The 26,288-nt window shown below is 61.2% G+C and carries 22 protein-coding genes and 1 pseudogene; 9 read left to right on the top strand and 14 right to left on the bottom strand.

The window, feature by feature from the left end:
* Positions 1 to 179: 179 nt before the first annotated feature.
* Together ACP2YO_RS42345 and ACP2YO_RS42340 are read right to left on the bottom strand one after the other, a co-directional pair.
* Positions 180 to 1,658, bottom strand: a complete 1,479-nt coding sequence (locus ACP2YO_RS42345; RefSeq protein ID WP_426437111.1) for a PLP-dependent aminotransferase family protein — start codon at positions 1,656 to 1,658, stop codon at positions 180 to 182.
* 401 nt (positions 1,659 to 2,059) lie between these two features.
* Positions 2,060 to 2,329 (bottom strand): annotated as a pseudogene (locus ACP2YO_RS42340) (alcohol dehydrogenase catalytic domain-containing protein); the annotation flags it as partial.
* Positions 2,330 to 2,434: 105 nt separating this feature from the next.
* Here ACP2YO_RS42340 and ACP2YO_RS42335 point away from each other — a divergent pair.
* Together ACP2YO_RS42335 and ACP2YO_RS42330 are read left to right on the top strand one after the other, a co-directional pair.
* A complete protein-coding gene (locus ACP2YO_RS42335; RefSeq protein ID WP_426437110.1) occupies positions 2,435 to 3,322 on the top strand; it encodes a LysR family transcriptional regulator in 888 nt (295 codons plus the stop codon).
* An 896-nt stretch (positions 3,323 to 4,218) separates the two neighbouring features.
* Positions 4,219 to 5,559, top strand: a complete 1,341-nt coding sequence (locus tag ACP2YO_RS42330) for an acyl-CoA dehydrogenase family protein (RefSeq protein ID WP_426437109.1) — start codon at positions 4,219 to 4,221, stop codon at positions 5,557 to 5,559.
* Here ACP2YO_RS42330 and ACP2YO_RS42325 read toward each other — a convergent pair.
* Positions 5,523 to 6,152, bottom strand: a complete 630-nt coding sequence (locus tag ACP2YO_RS42325) for a helix-turn-helix transcriptional regulator (RefSeq protein ID WP_426437108.1) — start codon at positions 6,150 to 6,152, stop codon at positions 5,523 to 5,525. The genes ACP2YO_RS42330 and ACP2YO_RS42325 overlap by 37 nt on opposite strands.
* Before the next feature lie 258 nt (positions 6,153 to 6,410).
* Between ACP2YO_RS42325 and ACP2YO_RS42320 the strand changes: the two genes are divergently transcribed.
* A complete protein-coding gene (locus ACP2YO_RS42320) occupies positions 6,411 to 7,757 on the top strand; it encodes an acyl-CoA dehydrogenase family protein (RefSeq protein ID WP_426437107.1) in 1,347 nt (448 codons plus the stop codon).
* A gap of 227 nt (positions 7,758 to 7,984) precedes the next feature.
* Here the strand turns inward: ACP2YO_RS42320 and ACP2YO_RS42315 are convergent, their stop codons facing one another.
* On the bottom strand, positions 7,985 to 8,293 hold the full coding sequence (locus tag ACP2YO_RS42315) for a putative quinol monooxygenase (protein WP_426437106.1): 309 nt from the start codon (positions 8,291 to 8,293) through the stop codon (positions 7,985 to 7,987).
* Between the two features lie 128 nt (positions 8,294 to 8,421).
* Between ACP2YO_RS42315 and ACP2YO_RS42310 the strand changes: the two genes are divergently transcribed.
* Positions 8,422 to 10,923 carry a CoA transferase gene (locus ACP2YO_RS42310; protein WP_426437105.1) on the top strand — a complete coding sequence of 834 codons (2,502 nt, stop codon included), beginning with the start codon at positions 8,422 to 8,424 and terminating at the stop codon, positions 10,921 to 10,923.
* A gap of 125 nt (positions 10,924 to 11,048) precedes the next feature.
* Positions 11,049 to 12,245: an ABC transporter substrate-binding protein gene (locus ACP2YO_RS42305; protein ID WP_426437104.1), complete on the top strand. Its 1,197-nt coding sequence runs from the start codon at positions 11,049 to 11,051 to the stop codon at positions 12,243 to 12,245.
* Positions 12,246 to 12,262: 17 nt separating this feature from the next.
* Here ACP2YO_RS42305 and ACP2YO_RS42300 read toward each other — a convergent pair whose 3' ends face one another.
* Complete coding sequence (locus ACP2YO_RS42300) at positions 12,263 to 12,844, bottom strand: CGNR zinc finger domain-containing protein (protein ID WP_426437103.1); 582 nt, start codon at positions 12,842 to 12,844, stop codon at positions 12,263 to 12,265.
* 156 nt (positions 12,845 to 13,000) lie between these two features.
* On the opposite strand from ACP2YO_RS42300, the gene ACP2YO_RS42295 reads away from it, so the two are divergent.
* Entirely contained in the window at positions 13,001 to 14,974 is a 1,974-nt protein-coding gene (locus tag ACP2YO_RS42295) for an acetoacetate--CoA ligase (RefSeq protein ID WP_426437102.1), read from the top strand.
* A gap of 377 nt (positions 14,975 to 15,351) precedes the next feature.
* Entirely contained in the window at positions 15,352 to 15,660 is a 309-nt protein-coding gene (locus tag ACP2YO_RS42290; protein ID WP_426437101.1) for a DoxX family protein, read from the top strand.
* Positions 15,661 to 16,489: 829 nt separating this feature from the next.
* Here ACP2YO_RS42290 and ACP2YO_RS42285 read toward each other — a convergent pair.
* The 8 genes from ACP2YO_RS42285 to ACP2YO_RS42250 all read right to left on the bottom strand — a co-directional run bounded on the left by ACP2YO_RS42285 (position 16,490) and on the right by ACP2YO_RS42250 (position 22,898).
* The gene (locus tag ACP2YO_RS42285; protein ID WP_426437100.1) at positions 16,490 to 17,284 is read right to left on the bottom strand and encodes an enoyl-CoA hydratase/isomerase family protein; all 795 of its coding nucleotides are present in this window, start codon (positions 17,282 to 17,284) and stop codon (positions 16,490 to 16,492) included.
* Positions 17,284 to 18,147, bottom strand: coding sequence for a glutathione S-transferase family protein (locus ACP2YO_RS42280; RefSeq protein ID WP_426437099.1), 864 nt, complete (start codon positions 18,145 to 18,147; stop codon positions 17,284 to 17,286). Before ACP2YO_RS42280 ends, ACP2YO_RS42285 begins: the two co-directional genes overlap by 1 nt.
* 14 nt (positions 18,148 to 18,161) lie before the next feature.
* Positions 18,162 to 18,902: an SDR family NAD(P)-dependent oxidoreductase gene (locus tag ACP2YO_RS42275; RefSeq protein ID WP_426437098.1), complete on the bottom strand. Its 741-nt coding sequence runs from the start codon at positions 18,900 to 18,902 to the stop codon at positions 18,162 to 18,164.
* Positions 18,903 to 18,966: 64 nt separating this feature from the next.
* Entirely contained in the window at positions 18,967 to 20,007 is a 1,041-nt protein-coding gene (locus tag ACP2YO_RS42270) for an NADP-dependent oxidoreductase (protein ID WP_426437097.1), read from the bottom strand.
* Positions 20,004 to 20,543 carry a TetR family transcriptional regulator C-terminal domain-containing protein gene (locus ACP2YO_RS42265; protein ID WP_426437096.1) on the bottom strand — a complete coding sequence of 180 codons (540 nt, stop codon included), beginning with the start codon at positions 20,541 to 20,543 and terminating at the stop codon, positions 20,004 to 20,006. The genes ACP2YO_RS42270 and ACP2YO_RS42265 overlap by 4 nt, the downstream gene beginning before the upstream one ends.
* 332 nt (positions 20,544 to 20,875) lie before the next feature.
* Positions 20,876 to 21,193: a winged helix-turn-helix transcriptional regulator gene (locus ACP2YO_RS42260; RefSeq protein WP_426443453.1), complete on the bottom strand. Its 318-nt coding sequence runs from the start codon at positions 21,191 to 21,193 to the stop codon at positions 20,876 to 20,878.
* Between the two features lie 46 nt (positions 21,194 to 21,239).
* Positions 21,240 to 21,986 (bottom strand): SDR family oxidoreductase, encoded by a 747-nt coding sequence (locus tag ACP2YO_RS42255; RefSeq protein ID WP_426437095.1) that lies wholly within the window; start codon positions 21,984 to 21,986, stop codon positions 21,240 to 21,242.
* Positions 21,987 to 22,097: 111 nt separating this feature from the next.
* Positions 22,098 to 22,898, bottom strand: a complete 801-nt coding sequence (locus ACP2YO_RS42250) for an SDR family NAD(P)-dependent oxidoreductase (RefSeq protein WP_426437094.1) — start codon at positions 22,896 to 22,898, stop codon at positions 22,098 to 22,100.
* A 58-nt stretch (positions 22,899 to 22,956) separates the two neighbouring features.
* On the opposite strand from ACP2YO_RS42250, the gene ACP2YO_RS42245 reads away from it, so the two are divergent.
* Complete coding sequence (locus ACP2YO_RS42245; protein ID WP_426437093.1) at positions 22,957 to 23,538, top strand: MarR family winged helix-turn-helix transcriptional regulator; 582 nt, start codon at positions 22,957 to 22,959, stop codon at positions 23,536 to 23,538.
* 818 nt (positions 23,539 to 24,356) lie between these two features.
* Here the strand turns inward: ACP2YO_RS42245 and ACP2YO_RS42240 are convergent.
* Positions 24,357 to 25,289 (bottom strand): LysR family transcriptional regulator, encoded by a 933-nt coding sequence (locus tag ACP2YO_RS42240; protein WP_426437092.1) that lies wholly within the window; start codon positions 25,287 to 25,289, stop codon positions 24,357 to 24,359.
* 114 nt (positions 25,290 to 25,403) lie between these two features.
* Between ACP2YO_RS42240 and ACP2YO_RS42235 the strand changes: the two genes are divergently transcribed.
* The gene (locus ACP2YO_RS42235) at positions 25,404 to 26,285 is read left to right on the top strand and encodes an ABC transporter substrate-binding protein (protein WP_426437091.1); all 882 of its coding nucleotides are present in this window, start codon (positions 25,404 to 25,406) and stop codon (positions 26,283 to 26,285) included.
* Positions 26,286 to 26,288: the final 3 nt, after the last annotated feature.

Genomic DNA, 26,288 nt, shown 5'->3' with positions numbered 1-26,288 from the left:
GGGAGCCCCCACATTCGACAGCAAGAAACGCGAAATGTAGGGCCAGCCACCGACATGGACGTAGCGCCAGTGATATTTTCACTGATCGCGGGATTTGCTGGCGCGCAAAGCGGCGATCGATGCCCTTTGATTTGGCAACGTGCCGCAAATGACGGCGTGTCGTGCGGGTGTTTTCGCGCTCAGCGCTTACCGGCCAAGGCTCCCGCCATGCGGGTGAAGCCTTCGTCGATCTGAGTCGGCGTCAGATGAACGTAACCCAGTAGGACTCTTCGCTCGTGATTATCGAGCATCTCTTCGTGCAGGACCGCTTCGGAACGTAGCCCATGGACCCCTACGCCGGCGCTCCTGGCGATCGCCTTCAGTTCCGTAGCGTCAGGCAGCTGGTCCGGTAAGCTCCACAGCATGTGCGTGCCGGCGGCATCGCCGGTCAGCCTGGTCGCCCCGAAGTGCTTCTCGATCGACGATCTCACCTGGTCGCGACGATCGCGATACGTGTTCCGAAGACGCTTCAGGTGGCTCGTCAGGCTACCGTTCTTCATGAACTGCGCGAGCGTCGCTTGCTCGAGCCAGGGCGACCCGTTGTCGATCAGCGCCTTCAGCGTCCTCGTCACGTTCAGGAGATCGCGCGGAACGATCATGTATCCCAGGCGCAGTCCCGGACCGAGCGATCGCGAGAACGAATTGAGATAGATGACGCAGCTGTTCCGGTCCAGCGACTGCAGAGAGGGAAGCAGCGTTCCTTCGTAACGGAAATCGGAATCGTAATCGACTTCGAGGATGTAGGCCCCGGCCTTGGCCGCCCACTGCAGAAGCGCCAGACGTCGTTCAAGGGACATAGTGCCGCCCGTCGGAAACTGGTGCGACGGCGTAACGTAGACGAGTTTCACGCGATGGCGCGGCAATCGATCGACGTTGATGCCGTGCTCGTCGACGGGCACCGGAAGGACCTTGCCGCCGTAGGTCTCGAAGAGGAACGCGGCGCCGCGATAACAGGGCGCTTCCATCACGACCGGTGTGTTCACGCCGACCATCAGGTGGGCCGCGAGATTGATGCCTTGCTGAAATCCGCCGACGATGACGACGTCGTCGGCGGTCACCGACATGCCGCGCGACGGTCCGAGGTAGCTCGCGATGAGCTCCCTCAGTTCGAGAATTCCGGCAGGATCGTTGTACTGGCTGATCCGTTCCGACGCACCGCCCAAGCATTCAAGCAGGAGCCGGCGCCACGTCTTGTCCGGAAAAGAGTGCGGGTCAGAGCGACCGAACCGGAAGTCGGTCCTGATCTGGGAGTCCGGCGGCGCGTAGAGTCCGGGCAAGCCCCGGGCGCCGTAAGGCAAGGGCAAATTGATCGCGGACATCATGCCCGCCTTCTCGATGATCTTCCTCGCGCCCGTCGACATCGCGTCTTCGGGCAAAGAAGCGCGAACAAAGGTCCCCTTCTGTGGGGCCGTGTGGATGTAGCCGTCGGCCACCAGCTTCTCGTACGTTTCGGAAACGGTGTTGCGGGAGACGCCCAGCTGTTGGCTCAAATCGCGTGAGCTCGGAAGAAGGCCACCGGATTTCAGGCGGCCTGAGCGGATGTGATCGACGAACTGGTCGTAGATCTGCATCTGCAGACTGGTCTTACTCTTGGGATCTAGATGGATGGCGATATGCATCGTGGACCCGGACCGATTGCCTTCCGTCCTTTCGATTACCGGCCGGCCGCGGCGCGCGACGACCCTGCTACAGCATAGCGCAACCGGGTCCGGAGGGCATGCCCGCAACAGGACGCCTCGGCGGGCCGAACCGACCGGTCCGGAGTTCGTGGGCCCGCAGCCCCACGGAGATACCGGCTCGAGTGCGCGACGAGGCGGACTGTCGACCATGCGGCCTTGGCCTTTGCCACATGGGTGGCAATCGCATCCATCAGCGGCGGCGATAGGCAATCATAGGTCTCCAACCCGAGCTCCTTGAGTCGCGACCGGATCTCGGCCATATCGGCCGGCTTGACGCCGGACTCGATCACCGACGAAACGAAAGCGGCAAATCCCGGAGCCGCCGAGCCGGATTCCTGGAACGGCGTGTAGAGCGGAATCACATGGTCGCCCGGCTTGACCGAGGTCACGCCGGCGCCGACCTCGCACACGATTGCTGCGCCTTCGTGACCGAGGATCGAGGGAACGATGCCCTCGTTGTCGAAGCCGTCGAGCGTGTAGGCGTCAGTGTGGCAGATGCCCGTCGCCTTGATCTCGACAAGCACCTCACCGGCCTTGGGTCCTTCCAGATCAAGCTCGACAATCTCGAGCGGCTTCTTGGCCTGGAATGCGACTGCGGCGCGCGTTTTCATTGATATCGTCCTCCTAGTCACGGAGTAACTAGCGTCTTGACGCCATGGCGATAATCCGGCCTTTTGGGAATCAGTTTTGCCTATAGGCAAAGATGGAGGATCCGGATGCAACGCTGGGAGGGCCTTGAGGTACTGGTAGCCGTCGCCGAAACCGGAAATTTTACGCGCGCTGCAGGACGCCTCGGAATTTCGATTTCTCAGGTCAGCCGCGAGATCGGCCGGCTCGAGGAACGGCTCGGAACGCAGCTAGTAGTGCGTAACACTAGGCGGGTCGCGCTGACGGAAAGTGGTCGCCTGTTCGAACGGCGGTGCCGCCGACTGATCGATGAACGCGAAGCAGCTTTCGATTGCGTTAAGTCTAGCAACGACGCGATTAAGGGACTGATCCGGCTAACTTGCGCCGTGGCCTACGGCGAGCGGACAATCACTCCGATCATCGGACGATTCGTGGCGGCTCATCCGGAGATCAGCGTCGACATGGAGCTGACGAACCGGGTGCTGGACTTGGTCGCCGACGGAATGGATATCGGCGTCAGGATCGGTATGGTCACAGACGCGCGGCTCGATCGGGTTCAACTCGGCTCAAGGTCACTCCACCTATGTGCGGCGCCTGCCTATCTCGAACGTTGCGGATTCCCGGTAAGCTCCTCCGATCTCGAGGACCACGCGTGTTTGCTCGGCACCGCACAACACTGGCAATTCAAGAGCGCCGGCAAGGACAATCAAATTACGCCGCAGGGACGATGGCGCTGCAACAGTGGCTTCGCCGTTTTGGACGCGGCAATTCAGGGCTTGGGCATCTGCCAGCTTCCAGATTTCTATGTGCACGACCATCTGGATGATGGCTCGCTGACCGAGCTGTTGCCCGAGGAGCGACCGTCTGATCAGACCATCTGGGCGGCTTTTCCGAAGCGCTCACCGCTACCTTCAAGGATCGTCGCGCTGGTCGATTTCCTTCGAACACACGTTCCCACGTCAATACGTTTTTCGTAACAACCGAACCGACGCACCGCTTCCAACCGGACCAAATCTCATATTGGTGTTGAGTTCTCTGGTGCGCTCACTGACGGTTAGCGCGGATGCACCGACGATGCTCGACGCGTAGCCGTTGCGTCCTTTAGCGAAGAAGCCGTAGAGGCCTCGAGGCTCGACACCCAGTGCGCAGATCAATTGATAGTGCCAGGCCTCGCGCGCGGTGCCGTTGCCTGCAGCGGGCAATCCCGTGGCCCGCATCCGCCGCCACGTGACGAGCTATGTCGGCAGTTGCGGAGTCGACGCAGCACTCAGCGTCGTCACGGACAACATTCGCCCGTCGTTTCCTGCAAGCCGTGGCCGAACCACCGCTCGCCTACGTGACCCGCTGGCGCATGACAGTAGCGGCGGATATGCTCGAGGATGGGGCGAGCATGCTGTGGCGAGCATCAGTCTCGACCACGACGAGAACGCTGAACCCGCAAGAGCAAGCTATCGGAGGACGATCGAAAGGAAATTCGATCCAGCGCTTGGTCGTCACCTACCTCGGTTCTTCGGGCCGAAGGCGGCTCGCGGCGGCGAGCTGCCGCGAGCCGGCATCTAATTCCGCCGTGAGGCGGATTGCGGACTAAAGTCGGACATTGCGCGGATTCCGAGAAGTGCGACAGCGATCGCGGCTGGCGCTTTGGCCAGGGCGTTCGGCGCGTCAATCTAGCGCGCGGCGTCGCCGCACCGTCCCTCCGTGTTCGGGGACGGGAAGGACCGCGCAAAACCCACAGACGCGTTTGAGTTTGGCTCTTACCAAGAACACCGGTCAACTGCCTATCAATTAGAGCATCGTGCACATAATACGAACACACGCGGTCACTTTAGATATGGAAAACTGTCTTTAGGTCGAAACGCGAGCGGAGGCGATGATGGCGATTGATTTTACGCTCACATCGTATCAAAGACGTCTGCAACGTATCGCCCGCGAATTCGCCAACGAAATCCTCGCTCCGCTCGTCTGCGCCGCCGACGAGGATCCTGATCCGCAAAGGGCATTCCAGGCGGTCAAAGACGCCTACATCGAAAGCTACAAGCTGGGATTTGCCACCGGCTTCATCCCAAAAAAGTATGGCGGCGGCGGGATTTCCAACGTCGACCTCCAGATCGTGGTCGAGGAACTCTGTGCCATCGATCCCGGCTTCGCCACCATCCTTCTCGTCAATGGACTGGCCTTGATGCCTCTGGTCTGGTTCGGGTCGGAACGGCAGAAACAGAAATGGCTGGTACCTGCAACCAGCGACCCCCGGGGCGAATATCTGGCAGGATGGACCGTGAGCGAACCGGCTGGAAGTCCCGGGGGGACGGCCAACTTCGACGGCGTAGCGCCCTATCCGGCCGGCATCGGCCTCACAGCCACACACGACAAGAAAAACGGAGAATACGTCCTCAACGGGCGAAAATATTGGCCGGTGAATGCCGGCGGCTGGGATCTCCAGGGCGCGGACGCCAATGTTTGCATCATTCGAACCGATCCGCAGGCCGAAGGGTCGCGCGGCCTCAGCGCCATCATCATCCCGCGTGGAACCAGCGGTATCTCCTATGAGCGGCCGATCTCGAAGCTCGGTCACCGCATCTGTCAGAACAATTCCGTCGTGTTCTCGGATTGCCGGGTCCCCGAGGAGAATGCGTTCGCGGTCGGGGACGGCGATCTCGTCATCAACAAGGCGTTCACATGGTCGGGGCCGGTCGCCGCGATTGCGTCCGTCGGCGTGACCCGGTCGGCCTACGAATACGCTTTGTCGTGGGCCAAAAAGTACACCGGTGGCGACGACAAGCCAATCATCAACCACCAGATCGTCGCCTACACGCTTGCGGAAGTCGCGATGAAGGTCGAAGCCGGACGCGCGTTCGCATGGAAGGCTGCTCACTATCACGACCTTCACAACGCCGACGGCCACGCGATCGGTCCGATGGCGAAGGTCTTCTGCAGCGAGATGCTGTTTACCGCCGTCTTTCAGGCGATGAAGGTCGTCGGCGTGAACGCGCTGGACAAATCCCATCCACTCGAACGCTATCTCAGGGAGGCCTCGGTCTTCCCGCTCTACGACGCGGGCAACATCGGAATGCAGATGCGGAAGATCTGTGCGGTGATGGCCGAACCGGACTTCGACCCGCGCGCGATCGCAAGCTCGGTCGCAACGCCATTCGGCAAGAAAGCGCCGCCACCCGAAATTCAGGCCGTCGGCAGGAATCTGAAGCGGCAGGCCTGACCTCCGCGCTGCATGCACTCCTGATGTTCGATCGGCGCACCCATCAAACCGGAAAGGAATCCGAGATCGAACTGGCAGACCTCGGTATAGTCCTTCGAGAGATCGTGAAATACGCAGTTCTTGCACTCGATGCGAGGAAGCTTTTCGCCTTTGCTGGGCGAAGTCACGCGCGCCGCGAACCCCGTCTCGTTCATGATCTTCACGATCTCGACGACGCGCTCGACTCGCGTCTTGCCCACGAGCCGCGGGATCGCGGTCGCCGACATATCGACCCCGAGTTCGAACATATAGGGGCCGAACTTCGACGCGCCGATCTTCTTGCGCAGGCTCTCGAACATGACGCGCGAGAACCAAGAGTAGCGCTTCGGGAATAGATCGATTCCACTCTCGGTGAGCGTGTACAGAAAGCGCGGCCGGCCTCCGCTCTTCGACGAGGTGTGGTGTACATATCCCGACCGTTCCATGCCCGACAGATGCTGCTTGACCGCGCTGCGTGTGATATCGACGGCGCCCGCCAGTTCGTCGACCGTCAATCCAGCCTTCGATTCCAGAAGTTTTGCCAGCAGTTTTTGCTGCGTATCGCCAACAATCACACAAAGCCTCCACTTTGCAGTCCTGCGTCAGATGTATCCGAAGAAAGGCGCCGACGCTGTGTCAATTTCGGCCTCATCCTGCCCAAAACTCCGACAGATTGCACGCTCTAAGTGCATTTTGATGCTTTAGACAGTTAAAACTGCCTAAAGTATTTTCTTGTCGTTTCGCGGCGTGAGCCGATGATGCGCCGGTTGAGGCAAGCAGGCCGGGCTTCTCGCTTCCAACGATCTGTAACGAGCATTCAACGGAGAACGCGAATGGCGATCGATTTCACTATGTCCGCAGAGCAGCGGAAAATTCAGAAGATGGCGCGAGACTTTTCGGAAGGGATTCTGGCTCCCGTCATACCGGCGGCCGACAAAGAGCCGGATCCCATGCTGGCATACCAGAAGACCAAAGGCGCCTACATCGAGGCCTACAAAGCCGGCATCGCTATGGCTATGCTGCCAAAGGAATACGGCGGCGGCGGATTATCCTGCCTCGACTTCGTCATCGCCGCCGAAGAGATCTGCGCGGTCGACCCCGGCTTCGCCTGCACCGTGCTGTGCAACGGGCTCGGCTTGATGCCCGTGTCCTGGTACGGCACCGAGGAACAGAAGAGGCGTTTCATCGGTGCCGCGACTTCTGACCCGACGGGCACCTACCTCAGCGCCTGGACAGCCGGTGAGCCGCCGGGCGGCACCGGCGGCACGGCCAATTTCGATAGTCCCCTTCCCAAGGCCGGCATCGGTATGACCGCAGTCCGTGACGGCGATTACTTCATCCTCAACGGCAAGAAGAAATGGTCCTCTTCGGCCGGCTGGGATGGGCTCGGCACCAACACCCAAACGGCGATCATCCGCACGGACACCAGCGTTGGAGGCACGGAGGGACTATCGGCCATCGTTATCGAACGTGGCACGCCGGGCATTACGTGGACGTTCCTGGATAAGGAAGGCCACCGCACCACCTCGAACGCGTTCATCGTATTCAAGGATGCCAAGGTGCCGGTCGACAATCTGCTGCCCGGCGCCAAAGGCAACGGCGACTTCGTGATCAATCGCAACTTCGCCTGGTCAGGTCCGGTTGCTGCCATCGCGGCCGTTGGTGTGGCGCGATCAGCCTATGAGGATGCGCTCAAATTCCTCAAGACCAACACGGCCGGATCGCTCACTCCGATTATCCGTTTCCAGAATGCCGGCTACATCATGGGCGACGTGGCGGCGAAGATCGAATCTGCGCGCTACTTCTCCTGGCGCGCGGCAGACTATCTCGACAAGCACTCACAGCACGCCGAATTGATCGGTGCGATGTGCAAAATCAACGTGACCGAAGCGATGGTCGACTGCGTCTACAAGTGTATGCAAATCGTCGGCGTCAATAGCCTCAGCACCGAATACAAGTTCGGCAAGTATCTGCGCGAGGCCGCCGTGCTGCCGATCTATGACGGCGGCAATATGGGCATGCAGCGCCGTCGCGTGCACGGCATCATCGCGGAGGAGAACTTCAACCCCCGCGCGATCATGGACGACGACTTTGTCAAGTTCGAGAAGTCGATGGAGGCGATCGGCACGGTCGCCGATCCGGTGTCGAAGTCCCGCGGGATCATGCAGGCGGCTGAATAATAACAAGGGACCGGTCGGAAAAGACCGGTCCCTTTATTCTCCAGCCGCCGAAATCCGCTCGCCAAGTGGGTAACCCGCTCGCGCCTCGCCGCGCCGTCGCGACTCATCCACTTCATCGCGCTGGCCGTCGTCGCTACCTTAACGGTTCGCAAGTTCGCCATCACCGACGCATCGTTCGAGCCGGAAGGATGAGGAGTCGTCGTTCATCGACGATAAGCGCCCATGGCTCACGCCTCGTCGAGGATGTGGATAACGCGGCTGGCGATCAGATCCTTCGTCGCGGCGGCATAGGCCGTCATGTGTGGCGAGGCGGTGTGCGCACGTAGCGCTTCCGCAGTGGTCCATTTCTCGATGATCACGATCACGTCGTCGCCCATCGGCGTCTGAGGCGGCCCGAAGCAGCAGTTGTCGACGGTCGCCCCGTATTCGAGACAGCCATCTTCCATGCGGACGGTCCGGACGATCCGGCGATATTGCTTGAGGATCTCGGACTTCTGCCCGGGTTTTGCGGCGACGATTGCGAGGACATTCAGCACTTTTGTAACTCCCTTGTTATCCAATACTAATCAATCACTACCAAAATGATTTTAGTCATGATAGTCGTTTTCCCGAGAAATGCCGCCGGCGCTCAATCGCCACGGCGGCCCGACCGGGAGAATGAAAAATGGGCGAGATCGAGACTGGCGCGGCGATGCAGCCGCTGGAGCGCGTGCGGGTTCTGGTTCTGGGCGGCCAGTGGGCGGCCGGGATGGCATCCGTCTTGTTCGCGGACCAGGGCGCAGATGTGATCGAGATCATCGCCCCCGGCGAAGCGGAAGGGCCGGAATATGCGCTTCTTCAGCGCGGCAAGCGCCTCGTCGAACTCGACGACGGGACCGCCGAAGGACGCAGGATGGCTGCGGAGCTCGCGTCTGAATGCGACATCGTGTTCGACGGCTGGGGCGAGGGCCGGACGACAAGGGCCGGGCTAGACTACGGGGGCGTCGCCGCGGCCAATCCGAGCGTCGTCTACGTCTCGACGCCGGGTTTTGCCAAGGGCAGCCCGATGCGCGCCGATCATCCTTGGGAGGGTGCAGTCTGTGCGGCGGTGGGAGTCTACACCGACATCCATCTGTGGGGGCCGGTTCTCGGCGGCGATCCGACCTTCACCGCACTCCCCATGGCATCCGCGTACGGATCTGTACATGCGGCAATCGCCGCATCGATGGGATTTCTGCACCGCCTGAAAACAGGCGAGGGGCAGTACATCGAGGTCCCGCTGGCCGATGCCGTCATGTCAGCGATGGCGCTGCTTGCCATGGACGTCGACGGGCAGCCGCAGCGTTTCGACCTGCCCCCCATCGACAAGGTCATGCGGGAGACGGCGCTTCCGATTCTGAGGGACCTGTCCGACCAACTCGCGCCCGAGCACTTGGCGAGGCTTGAGGCCTATCTTTCAAAGTTCAGCTGGCCGTCCTTTAGCACCTACAAATGCGCGGACGGCCAGCTCATCTTCATCAACGCCGTTGAGCACGTCCACCATGCGCGCGCCTGCCTCGACGTGGTGGGAATCTTGGACGAACTGCTGGGCGAGGGACTGATCGTCGGTTCGCCATACGACGAAAGCGGAGCCAGGAACAATCTCAACCTCGCCACGCTGAGCCTCGACTGGCGGATGCGGCTGCGCCAGCGTCTATCAGAACGATTTGTGACGCGGCCCGCAGCGGACTGGGAGGCCGACCTGGGACGTGCGGGCGTTCCCTCGTCGGTGGTGCGCACTTCGACCGAGTGGCTGCGGCTGCCGTCAGCTGCCGAGGGCGGCAACGTCGCGAGGCTTGAGGACCCGGTCTGGGGACGGACCAATCAGGCCGGCCGCTTCGTCTCGATCGAAGGGAATGAGTGCCGGTCGTCCGCGTTGCGGCCGAGGCAGCGCGTCCTCGAAGCCCGCTGGGCGCGTCCCCGCATCGAACCCTCGCGCCGCAAGCAGGCAAGCGAGGGGGCTGCGATCCTCCCGGACCTTCGCGTGCTGGATCTCTCCAACGTCATCGCCGGTCCCGCCGGCGGAAGGGTGTTCGCGGAGTTCGGCGCTGATGTCGTCCGGATCGACGCGCCAGCGCCGTCCGGCGGTCCGCGCATGACCATGTGGTTCGGCATCGACGTCAACCAGGGCAAGCGCGCCCTCATCCTCGATCTGAAGGCGCCCGAGGGCCGCGCGGCCTTCGCCAGGATGGCCGGGCAGGCCGACGTCGTGATGCACAACTTCCTCGACGCTTCGGCGGCCCGCATGGGCATCGGCCCCGAGAATCTCCACACACTGAAGCCCGACCTCGTCACCTGCCAGATCAGCGCATGGGGAGGTCCCTCGGGCGGACCCAGGAAGGACTTCCCGTCGTTCGATCCCGTGCTGCAATACGCCACCGGCATTTCGGCGCGCTACGGAGCCGTCGATGCGCCGGTGCTGCACGGTGTTGCCTCCTGCGTGGACTACATGACCGGATTCCTGGCCGCCTGCGGCATCGCGCACGCGCTGATCGCGCGCGAACTCGGCAGAGGCGGCGCGCACGTGAGGACCTCCCTGAGCATGGGAGCCCAATACGTACAGTTTCCGTTCATGGTGGACGCGCCGGGCCACGTCCCCTCGGAGCCCTCCGGCCAGGCCACCAGGGGATACGGTGCGCATCAGGCATTGTACCGGTGCGCCGACGGTTGGATCTTTCTCGGCTTTCGCAAGGACGCGCTGCCGCAGGTCGTAGCCGCTATCGGCGCCAAGGATGACAACTATGACGACATCGCCCGGGCCATAAGAAAGTCGGATGCCGCGGATTTGCGCGGACTGCTCGCGCAGGTCCCGTCGGCCTCGGTCGTTCCTGTGACCCGACTGGACGACCTGCGTGCGGCGACGCTGTGGACCGGCGAACCGCCCACGTTCTCCGACCTGGACGGTCCGTCGATCGCGATGGCGCGGGCGCCGCATCCGTCCGGCTACGACGTCACCCTTCCGCTATCGACCTGGTACCGGTTCGCCCGGACACCAGTGCGGCGACTGGAGGCTGCACCTTTCCCGGGCGCCGACCGAGTTTCGGTTCTCCAGAGCTATGGCTTCAAGGTCGAGGAGATCGACGAACTGTCCCTGCGCGGTGCGACGAGGGATAGCTGGGCCGTGCTCAAGCGTTATCTCCCACTCTGAATGTTCTGCGTCATCATGAGTAAAATCATTTTACTCATGATATATCATCGCCTAAGAAGACCGGCCAGCGTCTAAGGGCGCTAAAATGACAAGCAGGGGGAAGAATGACGAGGAAACATTTATCGATGGCGACCGCGATGGTCGTCATTCTCGCCGCGTTCCAGGCCGGCGCCGCCGAGAAGAGGTACTCTACGGGCGCGAGCGATACCGAGATCAAAATCGGCAACACCATGCCGTACAGCGGCCCCGCGTCCGCCTACAGCACCATGGGCAAGGCGGAGGCCGCTTATTTTCGGAAGATCAACGAGGAGGGCGGCATCAACGGCCGCAATATCAACTTCATCAGCTACGACGATGCTTACAGTCCGCCGAAGGCCGTCGAACAGGCACGGAAGCTGGTCGAAAGCGACGAGGTACTGCTGATGTTCAGTCCGCAGGGCACGCCGTCCAATACGGCGATGCACAAGTATCTCAACATCAAGAAGGTACCGCACATCTTCGTCGCGTCGGCATCGTCCAAGTGGAACGATCCGAAACAGTTTCCTTGGACAATGGGCTTCGCCACCGACTACCAGAGCGAAGGCAGTATCTACGCCTCTTACGTTCTCAAGGAGAAGGCGGACAGCAAGATCGCGGTCCTGTACCAGAACGACGACTTCGGCAAGGAACTGCTCAGAGGACTGAAGTCGGGTCTCGGCGAGAAGTCGTCAATGATCGCCGCCGAGGCGAGCTACGAAGTCTCCGATCCCACGGTCGAATCGCAGATCGTTACGTTGCGCCACAGCGGCGCCGACGTGCTCATGATCTTTGTATCGCCCAAGTTCGGAGCACAGAGCATCCGCCGCGTCGCCGAGATCGGTTGGAAGCCCCTGATCATCCTGGACAGCACCGCGTCGTCGGTCGGTTCGGTCATGATCCCTGCCGGGCTCCAGAACGCGCAGAACGTCATGTCGGCAACCTACCAGAAGGATGCCCTCGATCCGCAGTGGAACGATGATCCCGGCATGAAGCGGTACAAGGAGTTCGTCGCGAAGTACCTTCCGGACGCGAACCTCGCCGACAGCGTGCTGGCCACCGGCTACATGCTCTCGCAGGGATTGGTGCAGGTGCTGAAGCAGTGCGGGGACGATCTTACGCGCGAGAACGTCATGCGTCAGGCTCAGAACCTCAAGGCAGCGACATCGGATGTCCTCATCCCCGGCATCGACATGAATACCGGACCGACGGACTTCCAACCGTTGAAGCGGATGCAGCTGATGCGGTTCGAAGGCGAGCGCTGGCACCTCGTTGGCGATGTCGTCAGCGCGCCCGAACGAAAATGAGGGGCGCGAGCCGAGGTCTATGCCGACGTCTCGAGGCGGGAGCGGTAGGCCCTGGCGTTCAGCCGATTTCCGCACCCTGTCGTCGAGCACCAGACGGCCGACCTGTTCTTGGACCGATCATAGAAGACCATACCACATTCCGGATTTCGGCACATCTTCATGCGAGACCATTCGTCCCCCAGCGAGGACTGGAAGATGGCGGCGAGAATCCGCGCGATCAGGGTGGGGATGCCGGCCTTCGCGGTCGAGGCGAGTTCGGGCACCTCGTTCTTTCCGAACCGCACGAACATCGTTCCGTTCAGCGCCAGTTCGTTGAGCCGCGCGAGATGCGGTCTCCGCATCCTCCCCGGCTCCGACACGATCTCTCGCAGCGCCTCGCGCAGGTCGCGGACGTCGTCGAAGTCTCGCTTCTTGATCGCGCTGCCGGCGGGGACGATCGAACGCTGCGCCAGCCAGAAGGCGAGGCGCTCGGGCGTGTCCAAGCGTTCACGGCCCGCGTTGTCGCGGGTGTTCAGGAAGGCGTGGACAAATCCCAGGTCGCCGGGAGCCGTCGCGACCGCGGCGGACTGCGTTTTCGCGGGGTCGGTCATGTCTGCCATATACCCGATTTCGGCGGCGGTTGCGAGCCGGGAGACGTCATCATCATATTGTTTTAACCCATTACGACCCGATTACTACCTAGCCAGTCCCGGCGGGCGACCGCCGAGGGTCTGATCCCGTGCGCGGCCGGTCGAAAGCCCGAAAAGGAGATCGCGATGATCGAAGAAGGACAACTGTTGTGGTCGCCGCCGGCCGCCTTTGTCGCCGGGTCCTACATGACCAAGTTCATGGAGTGGCTCGGCAAGGAGCGCGGCAAGACCGTCGCCGACTACGCCGAACTGCACCGCTGGTCCGTTGAGGATCTGGACGGCTTCTGGAGCGCGGTCTGGGACTACTTTGCCGTCCGTAGCGACGGGACGTTCGACAAGGCCGTTGACCGGCGTATCATGCCCGGAGCGAAATGGTTCGACGGCGCCCGCGTGAACTACGCCGAGCACATCCTCCGCGCCGCGGACTTCGGTCCCGTCGAGCGCGCCGCTATCGTATCGATGTCCGAACTGGCGCCCGTTGCGGAGTTGAGCTGGCGGGATCTTGCGGCGCGGGTAAGGCGGTTGGCGACCTCGCTGCGCGAACTGGGTCTTGCGCCAGGCGACCGTGTGGTGGCCTACCTTCCAAACTCGCCCGAGGCCGTCGTGGCGATGCTGGCCACCGTCGCGATCGGGTGCGTGTGGTCTTCCGCAGCTCCCGAGTTCGGCACGCCAGCGGTCGTGGACCGGTTCTCGCAGGTCGAGCCGAAACTGCTCTTCGCTGCGGACGGCTACCGCTTCAACGGCAAGGATTTCGACCGCCGGTCGAACGTCGCTGACATCGTGGGGGCGCTTCCGACTTTGGATCACGTCGTGTGGCTTCCCTATCTCGACCGTTCGGCGGAAGCACCCGCGGGAGCGTCGCAGGTCCATCTCTTCGGAGATCTCTGGTCCGGAGCGCCGGTCGAACCGTTCGAGTTCGAGAGAGTGCCGTTCGACCATCCGCTCTGGGTGCTGTATTCCTCCGGCACGACCGGGCTGCCGAAGGCGATCGTTCACAGCCACGTCGGCATGCTCGTCACGCATCTGGTCGGAACCGTCCTGCACATGAACCTGGGACCGAAATCGCGGCTGTTCTTCTACACGACGACCGGATGGATGATGTTCAATTCTTTGGTTAGCGCCTTGATCGGCGGCGGCAGCATCGTGACGTACGACGGCAGCCCGACGTACCCGGCGCCGGACGTTCTTTGGAAGCTCACGGCCGACTCCAAGGCGACGGGCTTCGGAGCCAGCCCGACATTCGTGCAGGGCGTCCGTCCGGGGGAGAAGTTCGACCTGTCCAACGTCGACTTCATTCTCTGCACGGGCTCTCCGGCACAGCCGGAGACGTTCGCGTGGTTTTACGACGCCGTGAAGAAGGACCTCTGGATGACGTCTCCCTCGGGCGGCACGGACATCTGCAGTGGGATCGTCGGCCAGTCGCCGACGCTGCCGGTGCGCGCCGGCGAGATCCAGTGCCCCGTCCTGGGCATCGACGCCCAAGCCTTCGACGAAAACGGCAAGGCCGTCATCGACCAGATCGGCGAACTTGTGATCGTCGCACCGGCCCCGTGCATGCCCATCAAGTTCTGGAACGATCCTGACGGCAAGCGCTACCATGAATCATATTTTGCGGATTTTCCCGGCATCTGGCGCCACGGCGACTTCATCAAATTCAAGAAGGACATGTCGTCGGTGATCTACGGGCGATCCGATTCAACGCTCAACAGGCACGGCGTCCGGATCGGGACGTCCGAAATCTATCGTTGCGTCGAACAGCTTCCCGAGATCGCAGACAGTCTGGTGGTGTGTCTGGAGCGTCAGCCGGGGCTCTACTACATGCCGCTGTTCGTGAAGCTGAAGCCAGGCTTCTCCCTCGACGCGGCGCTCTCGGACAAGATCAACGGCGCGCTGCGGCGGGTCTGTAGTCCGCGCCATGTTCCGGACGAGATCCATCAGGTTACCGCGATCCCCTACACGTTGTCAGGCAAGAAGATGGAGATTCCTGTCCGGAAGATCCTCGAAGGCCGCCCGCCGGAGAGCGTCGCCAGCCGTGACTCTATGATCGATCCGGGGGCGCTCGCGTCGTTCACTGACTTCGCTACGGCGGGCATGAGATAGCTATCCGCGGGCAAAAGGTCCTGAGCCATGACCTGTGAGAATTGGATAAAGACGGCTAAAGACAGGCGGAAGCCTGGCGTGGGAGCCGGGGGCTTCGGCGTCGGCGATTGGGCTCTGCGCCTTTGGCTCAACGGCAGGAGGATGACGGCTTCCGACGGGGGCTACCCCTTTTAGTCACGTTCGTGGGCGAGCCGGCGCTTATTGATGGGCAGCGTCGAATGCCGCGCGCGCTTTCAAGACTTCGCCGAGGTAATTGTTCGTCCAGAGACTGAGAGCCTCGACCGCGCGCCACAGGGTATGTCCGAGCGGGGTCAGGGCAAAGTCGACCTGCGGCTCATCAGCGGCTTTGGCAAGATCGTTGCTCCGTTGCTCCGGCGATGGTCCAGAGTTATATCGCCTCGGTCGGTCTGCCCACTCCGCTGCTCGCCTATCTGCTGGCGATCGTGGTCGAGGTCGGTGGGGGCATCCTGCTCGTGGTCGGCTTCCAAGCGCGCATCGTCGCGCTGGTCATGGCGATTTTCACGGTCGTGTGCGCGTTATTATTCCAGCGCAACTTCGCCGACCAGAACGATATGATCCACTTCCTGAAGAACATCACGATGGCCGGCGGTTTGCTGCAGGTCTTCGCCTTCAGCGCTGGTGCGTTCAGCCTCGACGGCCGGGTGTCCAGCAGGGTTGCGGCATGACGCACGCGTCCGAACTGCTTGCTTGCATGAAATGACGGCGAGGATCGAGACGAGGTCGGGTCTCGGGTGAATGGCGGCGGTTCAAATCGAGGCGTTGGAACAACCTCTTCAACGGCCAAAGCGCTGCGGCCTGAGACGCGGCGGCGAACAACAACGGCTCACGATCCACCGCCTTGCGCTATCTCGCATAAGTGTTGGATGTCCGTCTCGGCGCCGCGACGCTTTCCTACACGAATGCCCGGAGACTGTCTTTACGAGGAGTACCATTTCCCATCGAGAAGGTGCTCCTCATCTCGTCTTCGAAAGTCACGCCGCAGCTTGGAATAACCAGATCACTGCCACTAGGTTCAACAAAGCTGTCCCCGCTGGACCAAAGGTCTTCATGCAATCTTTAATCGTCATGCCTACGAGGGCATCACACGCCTGAACGATGATCATGCTCCATGCTATGGCTTGGAGCCACTCGGTTGACCCTGTTAGAAACGGCACTGCGCTCGCGATTGCCAAAGCGACACTTCGTGCACAGGCATAAAGCGCCATGGTCCGGGCAGGACCGGTCGCACGCTGGGCCGCCTCTATTGAGAAACCGAGGCTTGTGACTGCGCTTATCGCTGTAATTGATGCGCAAAAGATGAATGGTACGGTCATTCGAAATCCATGATGCGAGTGATCACAATACTTAGATAACACTATCTAACCGGGGGGCGTTGCCGGCAGGCGGTGCAAACACCTGAACAGACCAGATGGGACTAGCCGCGGCTTTGCGGTCGAAAGCACTGGGCGGCCCTCGACCCGATGCCGACCTGCTGGGGGCTGTCGCCTTGTGGTCTCAAGCCTTCTCACTCGGAAACGTGGCGCTTGGAATCGGGCGGCCCGCGTTTACTGCTTCAACAGCCTGGCGGAGCGCGATTTGAACGTCCGGAGTGTCGAAGAGCGGCATGGATATCTCATAAAGCGCCCCACGCGCAGCGGCTCGTCCCTGCAGCCGCCAGGTGCGCAAAAGGGCTTTTGTGCCATCATGGACCCGCGAAGATCCGTCTGCCAGACGTTGGGCCAGCCCGGTTGCCTCCTCGTCCAGTCTCGCATCGTCCACGACACGGTTGACGACGTTCCATTCCGCCATACGGTCGGCACCCACCGGCTCCGAAAGGAAGACAAGCTCGATGGCCTTGTTGGGGCCGATGCGCTCGGCCAACTGATAAACGCCCCCCTGCAAAGTCATGATGCCTAGCATCGCCTCGGGAAACCTGAAGCGGGCGGAGGCGCCGGCGATGATGAGGTCACAACCCAGAGCCAACTCGAACCCGCCGCCCATGCAGCCTCCCTGGACGACCGCAATCGTCGGGATCGGGAGACTTTCGAGCAGGTCGATAGCCTTGGCGAATACCTCCACTTTCGGACGGAGCTCCGAACTGGGAATTCCCGGCCAGTCGCGGATGTCACCCCCGAGACAGAAGTCGGTTCCTTTTCCCTTGATGAGCAGAACACGAGCCTGACTAGCCGCAACGCGCTCGAATGCAGCGAGGATTTCTTCCCTCATCTGGAAGTTTATTCGGTTGCCTGCCGGGTGATCCAGTGTGACGGTCGCGATCGCTCCGTCGAACTCGATGTGGACGAAAGTCATTAGATTTCCTCGAAGTGAGTGATCCGGGCGGACTCGCTAGGATCTCGGTTAGGGTTGCTAAACGGTGCGACGCCAAGCTTGTCGCGGTATGTGACGAGGTCAGGCTCAAAGGCTGGGTCGCGACAAAGCCTGGCGAAGTGCCGAAACGCTAAAGGATAGATCGACGCCAATTCCGGACGAGCGATTGCCTCAAGTCCGGCTCGTGACAGGACGCTCTCGTGCGACTTTTCATTGGCAAGCGGCGCGAGGTCACAAGCGAAACAGATATCGGCGACAGTCATCGCGTTCCCGACTAAGTAACTTCGATCGGGCTTCAACGCGCGCTCAATCCTCGACAGATAGGCATCCAGCGCCTTGCTGGCCCAGCCATGCACTTGGGTGTCAATCCGTCCAGATCGCAAGGCGAGCATGTAGCGTTGCACGTCATGGGAAAAGGTCAAGCCGGCGTCCAGGAAGCTGTCGAATCTTGAACTCTCGTAGGGCCCATTTCCCAATAGCTGGATGGGACCAACTGCGAGCCGGGCAACCAGTCGCATGATGCTATTCGACTCGAAGACGCCAATCGCGCCGTCCGGGCTGAAGCCCGCGGGAACGGTGCCGAACGGATGGGCGTCCAGGAATGCTTCGGTCTTATGGAGCATTTCATTGGCAAGCCCGCGTCGCGCAGGCCTCTGTAGTTCTCGCATGACATCCCGGTCGGTGTCATTCATGGGCCGGCCGTCGAAGTCCCACAACCAATGAACCAACTCGCCTGCCGGCGCGCCGACCAGTTCGACATTCACGCCAGAGAGGCGCGCGGCAATCGTCGCTTTCCAAACCCGCGGATTGGGCAGGTAAGAGAAAATGCGCAGATCGGCTGTCAATGGCGGGATGTTTGTCAGAACACTTCTCCGAATGGTCGAAGGTCGAGTTCTTGTGTCCACGCGGATCGTGGTTGGCGATGGATGTGCCAATAGTTTTCCGCAATGGCATCGAGACCCAGCAACCCGGAGTCGCCTTTCTCCGCGACCCTGGCCGGTTGTGACTTGCGGAGACGGTCGCCGTTAATGCCGCCGTCGACCACGACATGGGCTACATGGATGCCTTGCGGGCCGAGCTCGCGCGCCATGCTCTGGCTCACCATGCGCAGCCCAGCCTTGGCTGCGGCAAACTGGGCATAGCCCGCCTTGCCGCGCAGGCTCCCCGACGCGCCGGTGAAGATCACGCTGCCTCGCCCGTGCGGGACCATGCGACGTGCAGCCTCGCGGCCGACGAGGAATCCGGCGAAGCAGCCGATGCGCCAAAACTCTTCAAAGAGCTCGGCCGGAACATCGCGAAAGTCGATCCGCTGATTGTTGCCCGCGTTGAACACCACCAGCTCGGGGATTTCGCGATCGTTCGTGTCGGAGAACGCACGATCGAACAGCTTGATCACGTCCGCTTCCTTCGTGGCGTCGGTCACGACTGCTTCGGCACTTCCGCCGCTGGACCGAATAGATGCTGCCACGGCTTCGATCTTCTCGGAGGTCCGCCCGGCGACGACCACGTGGTAGTGCTCGGAGGCGAGTTTCCGACAGATGGCGGCACCCAAGCCCAGTTCTGCCCCAACACCGACGACGATTGCGACTTTTATGCCCATGAATGACTCCTGTTGCTGCGTCGCCCGCTCACGGCGGTGATCCACTATGTGTGGATGGCCCGGTTCATCTGGTTGTGCCGGTCACATCGACCAGCAGCTTCCCGAAATTGCGGCCCTCGAGCATGCCGATGAACGCCTCGGGCGCGCGGTCCAGCCCCATCACAACGTCCTCACGGTAGAGGACCCGGCCGTCGGCAATCCAACTGGACACGTCGTTCAGGAACGCCGGGCGTTGCGCTGCAAATTCGGTGTTGATGAACCCTCTCAGGGTCAAGCTTCGCGACACCACCTCGCGCATGGTCGCAGCAAGCCGGTCCGGGCCTGCGCCGTGTTCGTCATTGTATTGCGCGATCAGGCCGCAAACGGGCACCCTCGCATCTTTGTTCAGGAGCGGAAGGACGGCCTGCCAGACCGGCCCGCCCACATTTTCGAAATAAACATCGATGCCTTTCGGGCAGACTTTGGCAAGTTGCTGGGCGAAGTCTCCCGCCCGATGATCGACGACGGCGTCGAAGCCAAGTTCGTCCTGGACGAAGCAGCACTTGTCCGCACCGCCGGCAATCCCGACAGCGCGCGCTCCCTTGATCCGTGCGATCTGGCCGACGAGCGATCCGACAGGCCCGCTAGCAGCCGCCACGACAACGGTCTCGCCCGGCCGCGGACGGCCGATGTTCAGGAGCCCCGTATAGGCGGTGAAACCCGGCATCCCCAACACGCCGAGCGCCGTGGTGACTGGATCGAAGCGGGCGTCCAGTTTGGTAAGCCCTGCGCCGTCGGACACGACATGCGTCAGCCAGCCGAGCCGCCCCAGGACCATCTCGCCGGTGTGGTAATCTGGATGGTGCGAACGAATGACCTCCGCGACCACTTCACCTTCCATGACGCCGCCGACGGGCGTTGGTGGTGAATACGATTTGCGGTCATCCATCCTGCCGCGCATGTACGGGTCGAGAGACAGATACCGGACCGAGAGCAGCATCTCGCCGTCGCCAGGTTCGGCGACGGGTGCCTCCTCTAAGCGAAAGTCCGTGTGAAGGGGTTTCCCGTTCGGACGGGATGCCAAGACGATGCGGCGAGAGCGCAACGTGGACGAAACCGGGGTCATGCCAGCACTCCGGTGAAGATGATGTCGTGGAACGCCGCCAACGCCTCGCCGGTCTTCTCGGTACGAGAGCGCAGCAAGGCGCCTTCCCAGGCGTTCAGCGTGAACTCCGCTAGTTTGCTCGCGGGCGCCGGGTTGCGGATGCTTCCGTCTTTCTGAGCAGCGGAGATGCATGCCTCAATCAGATCGCGCCACTGGCGGAAGTGAGCCTTGAGGCTTCCCCGCATCGCGTCGCTATGATCGGCGACCTCGAGGCTCAAATTGCCGAACATGCAGCCCCGCATGCAGCCTGCCTGTTCGTGGGCGTGGCTTCGTTGCAGAAAGTCGGCGATCAAGCGCTCTCGGGGAGGTATGGATTCGTCGCCCAAGACTGACCGAAGCCCAGCGAGGCTGCGTTCGGATTGGGCATCGATCACCTCGACCCCAAAGGCCTCCTTGCTGTCGAAGTGGTGGTAGAAAGACCCTTTCGGCACGTCGGCCGCCGCGACGATCTCCTGCACGCCGCTTGCGGCATACCCGACGGCGTGCAGGACCTTCACGCCGGCCTCGATCAGGTTCTGACGTGTGCCAGGCTTCGGCTTGGGGCCTGGACGGGAGATAGAGGAACTAGCAGGCATTCGAATGACCTTACGAGGGAGCTTATGAACCGACCGGCCGAATATAAACCGACCGGTCAAATCATAATCTGACCCCGGGTGCCCTTGTCAATGAAAATGAGGGGACATTGCGATTCTTCCGATCTGCCCAGGCCTCATTAAGGTCGAGGTGGACCCACCATTGCCGACTGCCTGACCCTCATCCTCAACTCTTGATGTGGGAGCACTCTAGAACGGGCTCGCCCACGAAATTATGTTCGTGGGCGAGCCCGCGCTTATTGATGGGCCGTGTCGAATGCCTCGCGCGCTTTTAAGACTTCGCCGAGGTATTCGTTCACCCAGAGACTGAGAGGCTCGACCGCGCGCCACAGGGTATGTCCGAGCGGGGGCAGGGCATAGTCGACCCGCGGCGGCGTGGTCGGCGTCACTGTGCGAGTCACGAGACCGTCGCGCTCCAGGCCGCGAAGCGTGAAGGTGAGCATGCGCTGCGAGATGCCGCTGACCATGCGTTTGATCTCGTTGAACCGCTTCGGTCCATGCCCGAGCAGCACCACGATCAGCACAGACCATTTGTCCGCCACCCGAGCGAGGATGGAGTTGAAAGCGCGACAGTCATGGCTGTCGGCGTCCGGGAGTCGGTCAGATCTGTGCTATTCCACCGTCGACGAAAAATTCGCTTCCAGTTACGAAGCTGCTTTCGTCCGACGCAAGAAACGTAACGAGCTTTGCAACCTCGTCATCCCTTCCAACGCGGCCGAGCGGCGTGATTGTCGCCGCATGAGCGAAGAACTGTTCCACGTCCGAGCTTGGAATGCCGGTGTTGTCATGGCCAGGCGTTGCGATGATCCCGGGGCTAACGGCGTTGATGCGAATGTCCCGCCCCTTGAGGTCGGATGACCACGTGCGTGCGAACGATCGAACTGCCGCCTTTGTTGCGCTGTAGATGCTCCAGTCTGCCCAACCTTTGCTCGCGACGATCGAAGCGTTCAGGATGATGGAGCCGCCGCGGCCCATCAACGGAAGTGCTTTCTGCACAGTCCAGATCACGCCCTTGAAATTGATGTCGAGGAGCGCGTCGACATGATCCTCCGTCACCTTGGGAAGTGCCGCCACTCGGGCAATTCCGGCGTTAGCAAATACGATGTCGACATGCCCCACTTCCTCGCGCACCAAGCTATAGAGCCGATCAAGATCCGCCGGTTTCGAAACATCGCCGTTTACGGCGACGGCATTGCGACCGAGTGTTGCCACAGCAGCATCTAGTTCGGTCTGGCGACGCCCCGTGATGTACACTCGGGCGCCCTCGGCAACAAAGGTTTTGGCTGTCGCCAGTCCAATACCAGAATTTCCGCCGGTGATGACGGCGATCTTTCCATCAAGTCTCATATGTCCAGTTCCAGCTCGGTTTTCGTGGTCCCAACACCTTTTGGTGTGTGAATGGCTGCAGTCCGCAGGTGCAGACTGCAATCTGGTTCGACGCGTTTGACTTCTTCGTGCTTACGCCACCGCGTAACGAGCGGCGGGCTTTCCGGTCTGCGAGGCATCGAATAGTTCAGCCCGAGCAGCGTCAAATTTCTCCCAAAGCTTCTCGTCCCCGACGGATGGCCAGGTGATGATCTCGCCCTTGGCGTAGCCGGCAAGTGCGGAGTCCACGAGGTTCTCCGCACTCATGACTTTGTTCACATCTAGCGAGGAGAGCGGTAGTCCGGCGCTGTCCCAGATATCGGTCGCGGTGGCGGCGGGCAGAACAATCTGAACCTTCACCTTCGTTTGCGCCAGTTCGGCCTGCAGACCACGGCTGAAGCTCAATACGTATGCCTTCGTACCGCTATAGACCGAGCTAATCGGTAGCGATTGGATGCCGAGGGCGGACGCGATGTTGACGATCACGCCCTGATTTCTTGCGATGAGGCCCGGAAGAACCGCGTGCGTAAGCCGGGTCAAAGCTGTGATGTTGAGCGCGATCTGCGTGAGGGAGTCATTGACCGGCGCCGTTGCCACGGATCCAAGGCGAGCCATGCCCGCATTGTTCACCAGCACCCGAATGTGTGGATTCGAGGAGAGCACCGCCTCGACGCGGACGAGGTCTTCCTCCTTCTGAAGGTCGGCTGCGAGCACATCAACCTTGCGACCATGAGCGACAGTAATTTTCTCAGCCAGCGCCTGAAGGCGATCGGCACGACGCGCCACGAGCATTAGGTCGTATCCACGTTTGGCGAGCCGATCGGCGTAGACGGAACCGATGCCCGACGACGCGCCGGTAACAACGGCAATCTTATGCGAATTTGAGTCTGACATTGTGAATCTCCTGTTAATTGAGTACTCAAGTATTTGCGCGATCGCCGGGCGCAGACAATTGAGTACTCAAACGATAAACACTCAAGGGGCTCTTTTCAATGCTACAGTGCTCAACTATTTAATGAACATGGCAAGAAAAGATGATTCGGGTCCCGATCAGGGCCAAGCCGCGGTCGACGCATTGGAGGATCTCGCGTGTACGCACGCGGCACTGCGGCGGGCTGCGCGCCAATTGGGCAATCTTTACGACGAGGTTCTATCGTCGACGGAACTCAAGGCAACCCAGGTCGCATTGCTGCAGCAGATCGACAAATTGGGCGGTCAGAAGGGCTCAACGCTTCAAGCCCTGGCAGAAGAAATGGCTATTTCCATTTCTGCCCTCACCTATGCACTCCGCCCGCTCGTGCGGGATGACCTCGTGCAGCTACGCGGCGACGAACACGACAAACGGACCAAGCATGCCGTGCTAACCAAAACGGGTCGAAAGCGCCTTAGCGAGGGGCGGCTGCTCTGGGCGGCGGCGAACGGTCGGGCCGAGACTGTTCTAGGTTCAAAGTCAGCCGGCATGCTGCGTGCGCTGGCGGATCTGGTTTCTTCGAAAGAATTTCTCGATGCATACAAAGCGAGCCGCTCCCTATAAGCGAGCATTGCGCAACCAGCTACTTTGCGGAAACCGGGCCTTGCGAGACGTCTACGCCTCAAGCGAGCGCAGCAGTAGAACCTTCAGAGGGTGTTTGGCCCAAGGTCCCGAACGCCAAACACCGGTCTAACCCAAGATCGAAAAAACAACGCACAAGATTCGCTCTTCCACTGTCGGCGAACATAAGGGGCCGGCTGCGTTGCACGTTCCACGCTTATCGGGCCGACAATGGTCTTGAGGTCTGGAAATTTCCGACGAACAACGGAATCATTGCCGGAGCAATGAGTTACGAGCTGGACCGTAGGGAACGTGCAGACCGTTAGCGCCTCCGAATCCAGTCAAGATTGCGATATATTGCTCGCCCACGGCTTCTTGGCCATCTCCGTCGGCGTTTTCCCCGTCTGAGGCGATCGTCCGCTATTGCTGGTGGTGAAGCCTTCCGATCGATAGTGCCCGGAGGGTGTGTTGGAAAGCCAGGAATGCCTAACATGACCGGGCGTCTCAACGAAGACGAGGTGGAGACGATCCGTGCTTACCTAGCGGACCGCGCCAGGTTGTTGGCGCGCGAAGATGATATTAGCAGAAGGGTGCGGGACTAAGAGCGGAGTTCTTATTGTATCGAGAAACGATATCCTTCGTTCGGGGCGAGACTCGGAACGGCCAGGTTTGCGGCGCGCAAGAGGATCAAGTTCGAGATGCCTGAGACCGCTGCCGCATGCTGTGCCGCCACGCTGTGGAGCGGCGCTTAAAGGCGCCAGCGTCAGTGCCTGGCCGACCGCGATGCCGCTGTTCGAGTCCGGCTGGCTGCAGGTACATCCTCAGAGCCGCAGCGGAAATTCGATGCCGCGTTGGTCGGTGCGCCCGCGCGGCGTCCCCAAGAACCAGCTTTCCTCACGCGCCAGTGCAGCCAATTGCGGGACCAGTGGGTTGTCGGTGGCGCGCAAATAGGCGGCCGAATACTCCATGTCATTGCTCTTGGGATGATCGATCAGGATTTTCAGCGTCCCGGCGGCGAGATCTTCGGTGAACAGTTCAGCCGGGAGCAGGCTGATACCGATGCCGCGCCGGACCAGCAGGGACATTACACTGAAGCTGTTGCAGCGATGGATGAAGCGTGGGCTGATGCCGGCCTCCTCGAACCAGCTCACCATCAGATGATAGACGCTGGCGTCTTGCGGCATGCCGATAGTCGGCAGGTCTGCGAGCTCCGCTGCCGTCAAACTGTGATCCTGCGAATGGAAGCGCGGATGGCCGAGCCATTTCAGCGTGCAGCTTCCGAGCGAAATGCGGACCGATCCCAGCAGGTCGACGGGGCCGGGAAGGAGCGCGATGTCGATCTGGCGTCGGGTCAATTTGGCGGCGAGACCGCCGGCGAGATCGGCGTCGATCTCCAAGCGTACCTTCGGATAGCGCCGCTCGATGCGGGCAACAAAGCTCTGGAACCAGGTCAATGCGATGCTCTCGACTACGCCAACCCGGATGGTGCCGACCGCGGCGTCGCCGCCGGCCGCGACCTTCATCATCGCGACCTCGGACAGGATACGTTCGGCGCGCTCCAGGCAGCTTTGGCCGAGCGGCGTCAGGGCGACGTTGCGGCCCTGCCGCTGAAGCACCTTGGCCCCGAGCTCACGCTCAAGCTCCTGGATGCGCCGGGTCACGGCGGGCTGGGTCACATTGAGGTGTTGGGCGGCAGCGCCAATGCCGCCGAGCCTCACCACCCATAGAAGTGTCTCAAGATGACGCGAATCCATTTCGAATCATAAACGATATGCATGTATCGAATGTCTATCTTTCATTTGTATTCGCAGAACAGCAAGTACAATATTCAGATGCCGGGTTATTTCTTCGATGAAGGTACCTAATTCATGCGCAATCTTCATGGATTGCTGCCGCTCGGCACAATTTTCGTGTTCATGCTGTCGCTTCTCTCCGCATTTGCCCTGACGCCGGCACGCGCAGACGACGCCGGCTGTGAGCCCACCAAGCTCGCGGCGAAGTATCCAGCGCTCGCTGGCAAGACCATCAAGATCGGGCAGGACGGCGAGAGCGTTCCGTTCAGCCAGCGCGATCCCAAGGACTTCAACAAGCTGGTCGGGCTCGATGCCGATCTGGCCCGCGCGACCTTCGCCTGTGTCGGCGCGCCGATCGATTTCACCATCGGTGCCTGGTCCGGCCTGATCCCGGCAGCGATGGCGGGTCAGATCGACATCATGTGGGATACGCTGCTCTACACGCCGGAACGGGCCAAGAAGCTCGATTTCGTCGTCTACATGAATGCGGCGACCGGCATGCTGGTCGCAAAGGGCAATCCGAACAATGTCCACGCTCTTACAGATCTCTGCGGGCTGAACGCGACCACGCAGCTCGGCACCACGCAGGAAGCGATGTTGCGTGAGGCCAACTCCAAATGTCTGGCGGCCGGCAAGCCTGCCGTGACCCTCATCCTGTCGCAGGACATGCCGAGCAGCCTACGCCTCGTCCAGAGCGGGCGTGCGGATCTGGCGGCAGTCAACAAATTCGTCGGCGACAGCATGGTCGCCTCCAGCCCCGATAAGGTGCAGAGCGCGTTCGACGTCGTCACCGGCGCGAAGATTTCGGTCGGTACCGCGAAAGGCAATTCGGATCTCGTGAAGGCCATCAAGGATGGTCTCTCGGCGATCAGGGCCAACGGCACCGAGAAGGCGATCTACGACAAGTACCACGTCGACTACAGCCTCACGACCGATCCGACGGTGCTGACCGAGTGATCG

This window comes from Bradyrhizobium genosp. P, assembly GCF_049949265.1.
Classification (GTDB): domain Bacteria; phylum Pseudomonadota; class Alphaproteobacteria; order Rhizobiales; family Xanthobacteraceae; genus Bradyrhizobium.
The sequence above is the reverse complement of the archived record's forward strand: the minus strand, read 5'-3'. Positions and strand labels throughout refer to the sequence as shown.

Bases quoted from the DNA above. Each gene is read 5' to 3' on its own strand.
- ACP2YO_RS42345 (WP_426437111.1), bottom strand. From the start codon at position 1,658: ATGCATATCGCCATCCATCTAGATCCCAAGAGTAAGACCAGTCTGCAG.
- ACP2YO_RS42335 (WP_426437110.1), top strand. From the start codon at position 2,435: ATGCAACGCTGGGAGGGCCTTGAGGTACTGGTAGCCGTCGCCGAAACC.
- ACP2YO_RS42330 (WP_426437109.1), top strand. From the start codon at position 4,219: ATGGCGATTGATTTTACGCTCACATCGTATCAAAGACGTCTGCAACGT.
- ACP2YO_RS42320 (WP_426437107.1), top strand. From the start codon at position 6,411: ATGGCGATCGATTTCACTATGTCCGCAGAGCAGCGGAAAATTCAGAAG.
- ACP2YO_RS42310 (WP_426437105.1), top strand. From the start codon at position 8,422: ATGGGCGAGATCGAGACTGGCGCGGCGATGCAGCCGCTGGAGCGCGTG.
- ACP2YO_RS42305 (WP_426437104.1), top strand. From the start codon at position 11,049: ATGGCGACCGCGATGGTCGTCATTCTCGCCGCGTTCCAGGCCGGCGCC.
- ACP2YO_RS42300 (WP_426437103.1), bottom strand. From the start codon at position 12,844: ATGGCAGACATGACCGACCCCGCGAAAACGCAGTCCGCCGCGGTCGCG.
- ACP2YO_RS42295 (WP_426437102.1), top strand. From the start codon at position 13,001: ATGATCGAAGAAGGACAACTGTTGTGGTCGCCGCCGGCCGCCTTTGTC.
- ACP2YO_RS42290 (WP_426437101.1), top strand. From the start codon at position 15,352: ATGGTCCAGAGTTATATCGCCTCGGTCGGTCTGCCCACTCCGCTGCTC.
- ACP2YO_RS42285 (WP_426437100.1), bottom strand. From the start codon at position 17,284: ATGACTTTCGTCCACATCGAGTTCGACGGAGCGATCGCGACCGTCACA.
- ACP2YO_RS42275 (WP_426437098.1), bottom strand. From the start codon at position 18,902: ATGGGCATAAAAGTCGCAATCGTCGTCGGTGTTGGGGCAGAACTGGGC.
- ACP2YO_RS42270 (WP_426437097.1), bottom strand. From the start codon at position 20,007: ATGACCCCGGTTTCGTCCACGTTGCGCTCTCGCCGCATCGTCTTGGCA.
- ACP2YO_RS42255 (WP_426437095.1), bottom strand. From the start codon at position 21,986: ATGAGACTTGATGGAAAGATCGCCGTCATCACCGGCGGAAATTCTGGT.
- ACP2YO_RS42250 (WP_426437094.1), bottom strand. From the start codon at position 22,898: ATGTCAGACTCAAATTCGCATAAGATTGCCGTTGTTACCGGCGCGTCG.
- ACP2YO_RS42240 (WP_426437092.1), bottom strand. From the start codon at position 25,289: ATGGATTCGCGTCATCTTGAGACACTTCTATGGGTGGTGAGGCTCGGC.
- ACP2YO_RS42235 (WP_426437091.1), top strand. From the start codon at position 25,404: ATGCGCAATCTTCATGGATTGCTGCCGCTCGGCACAATTTTCGTGTTC.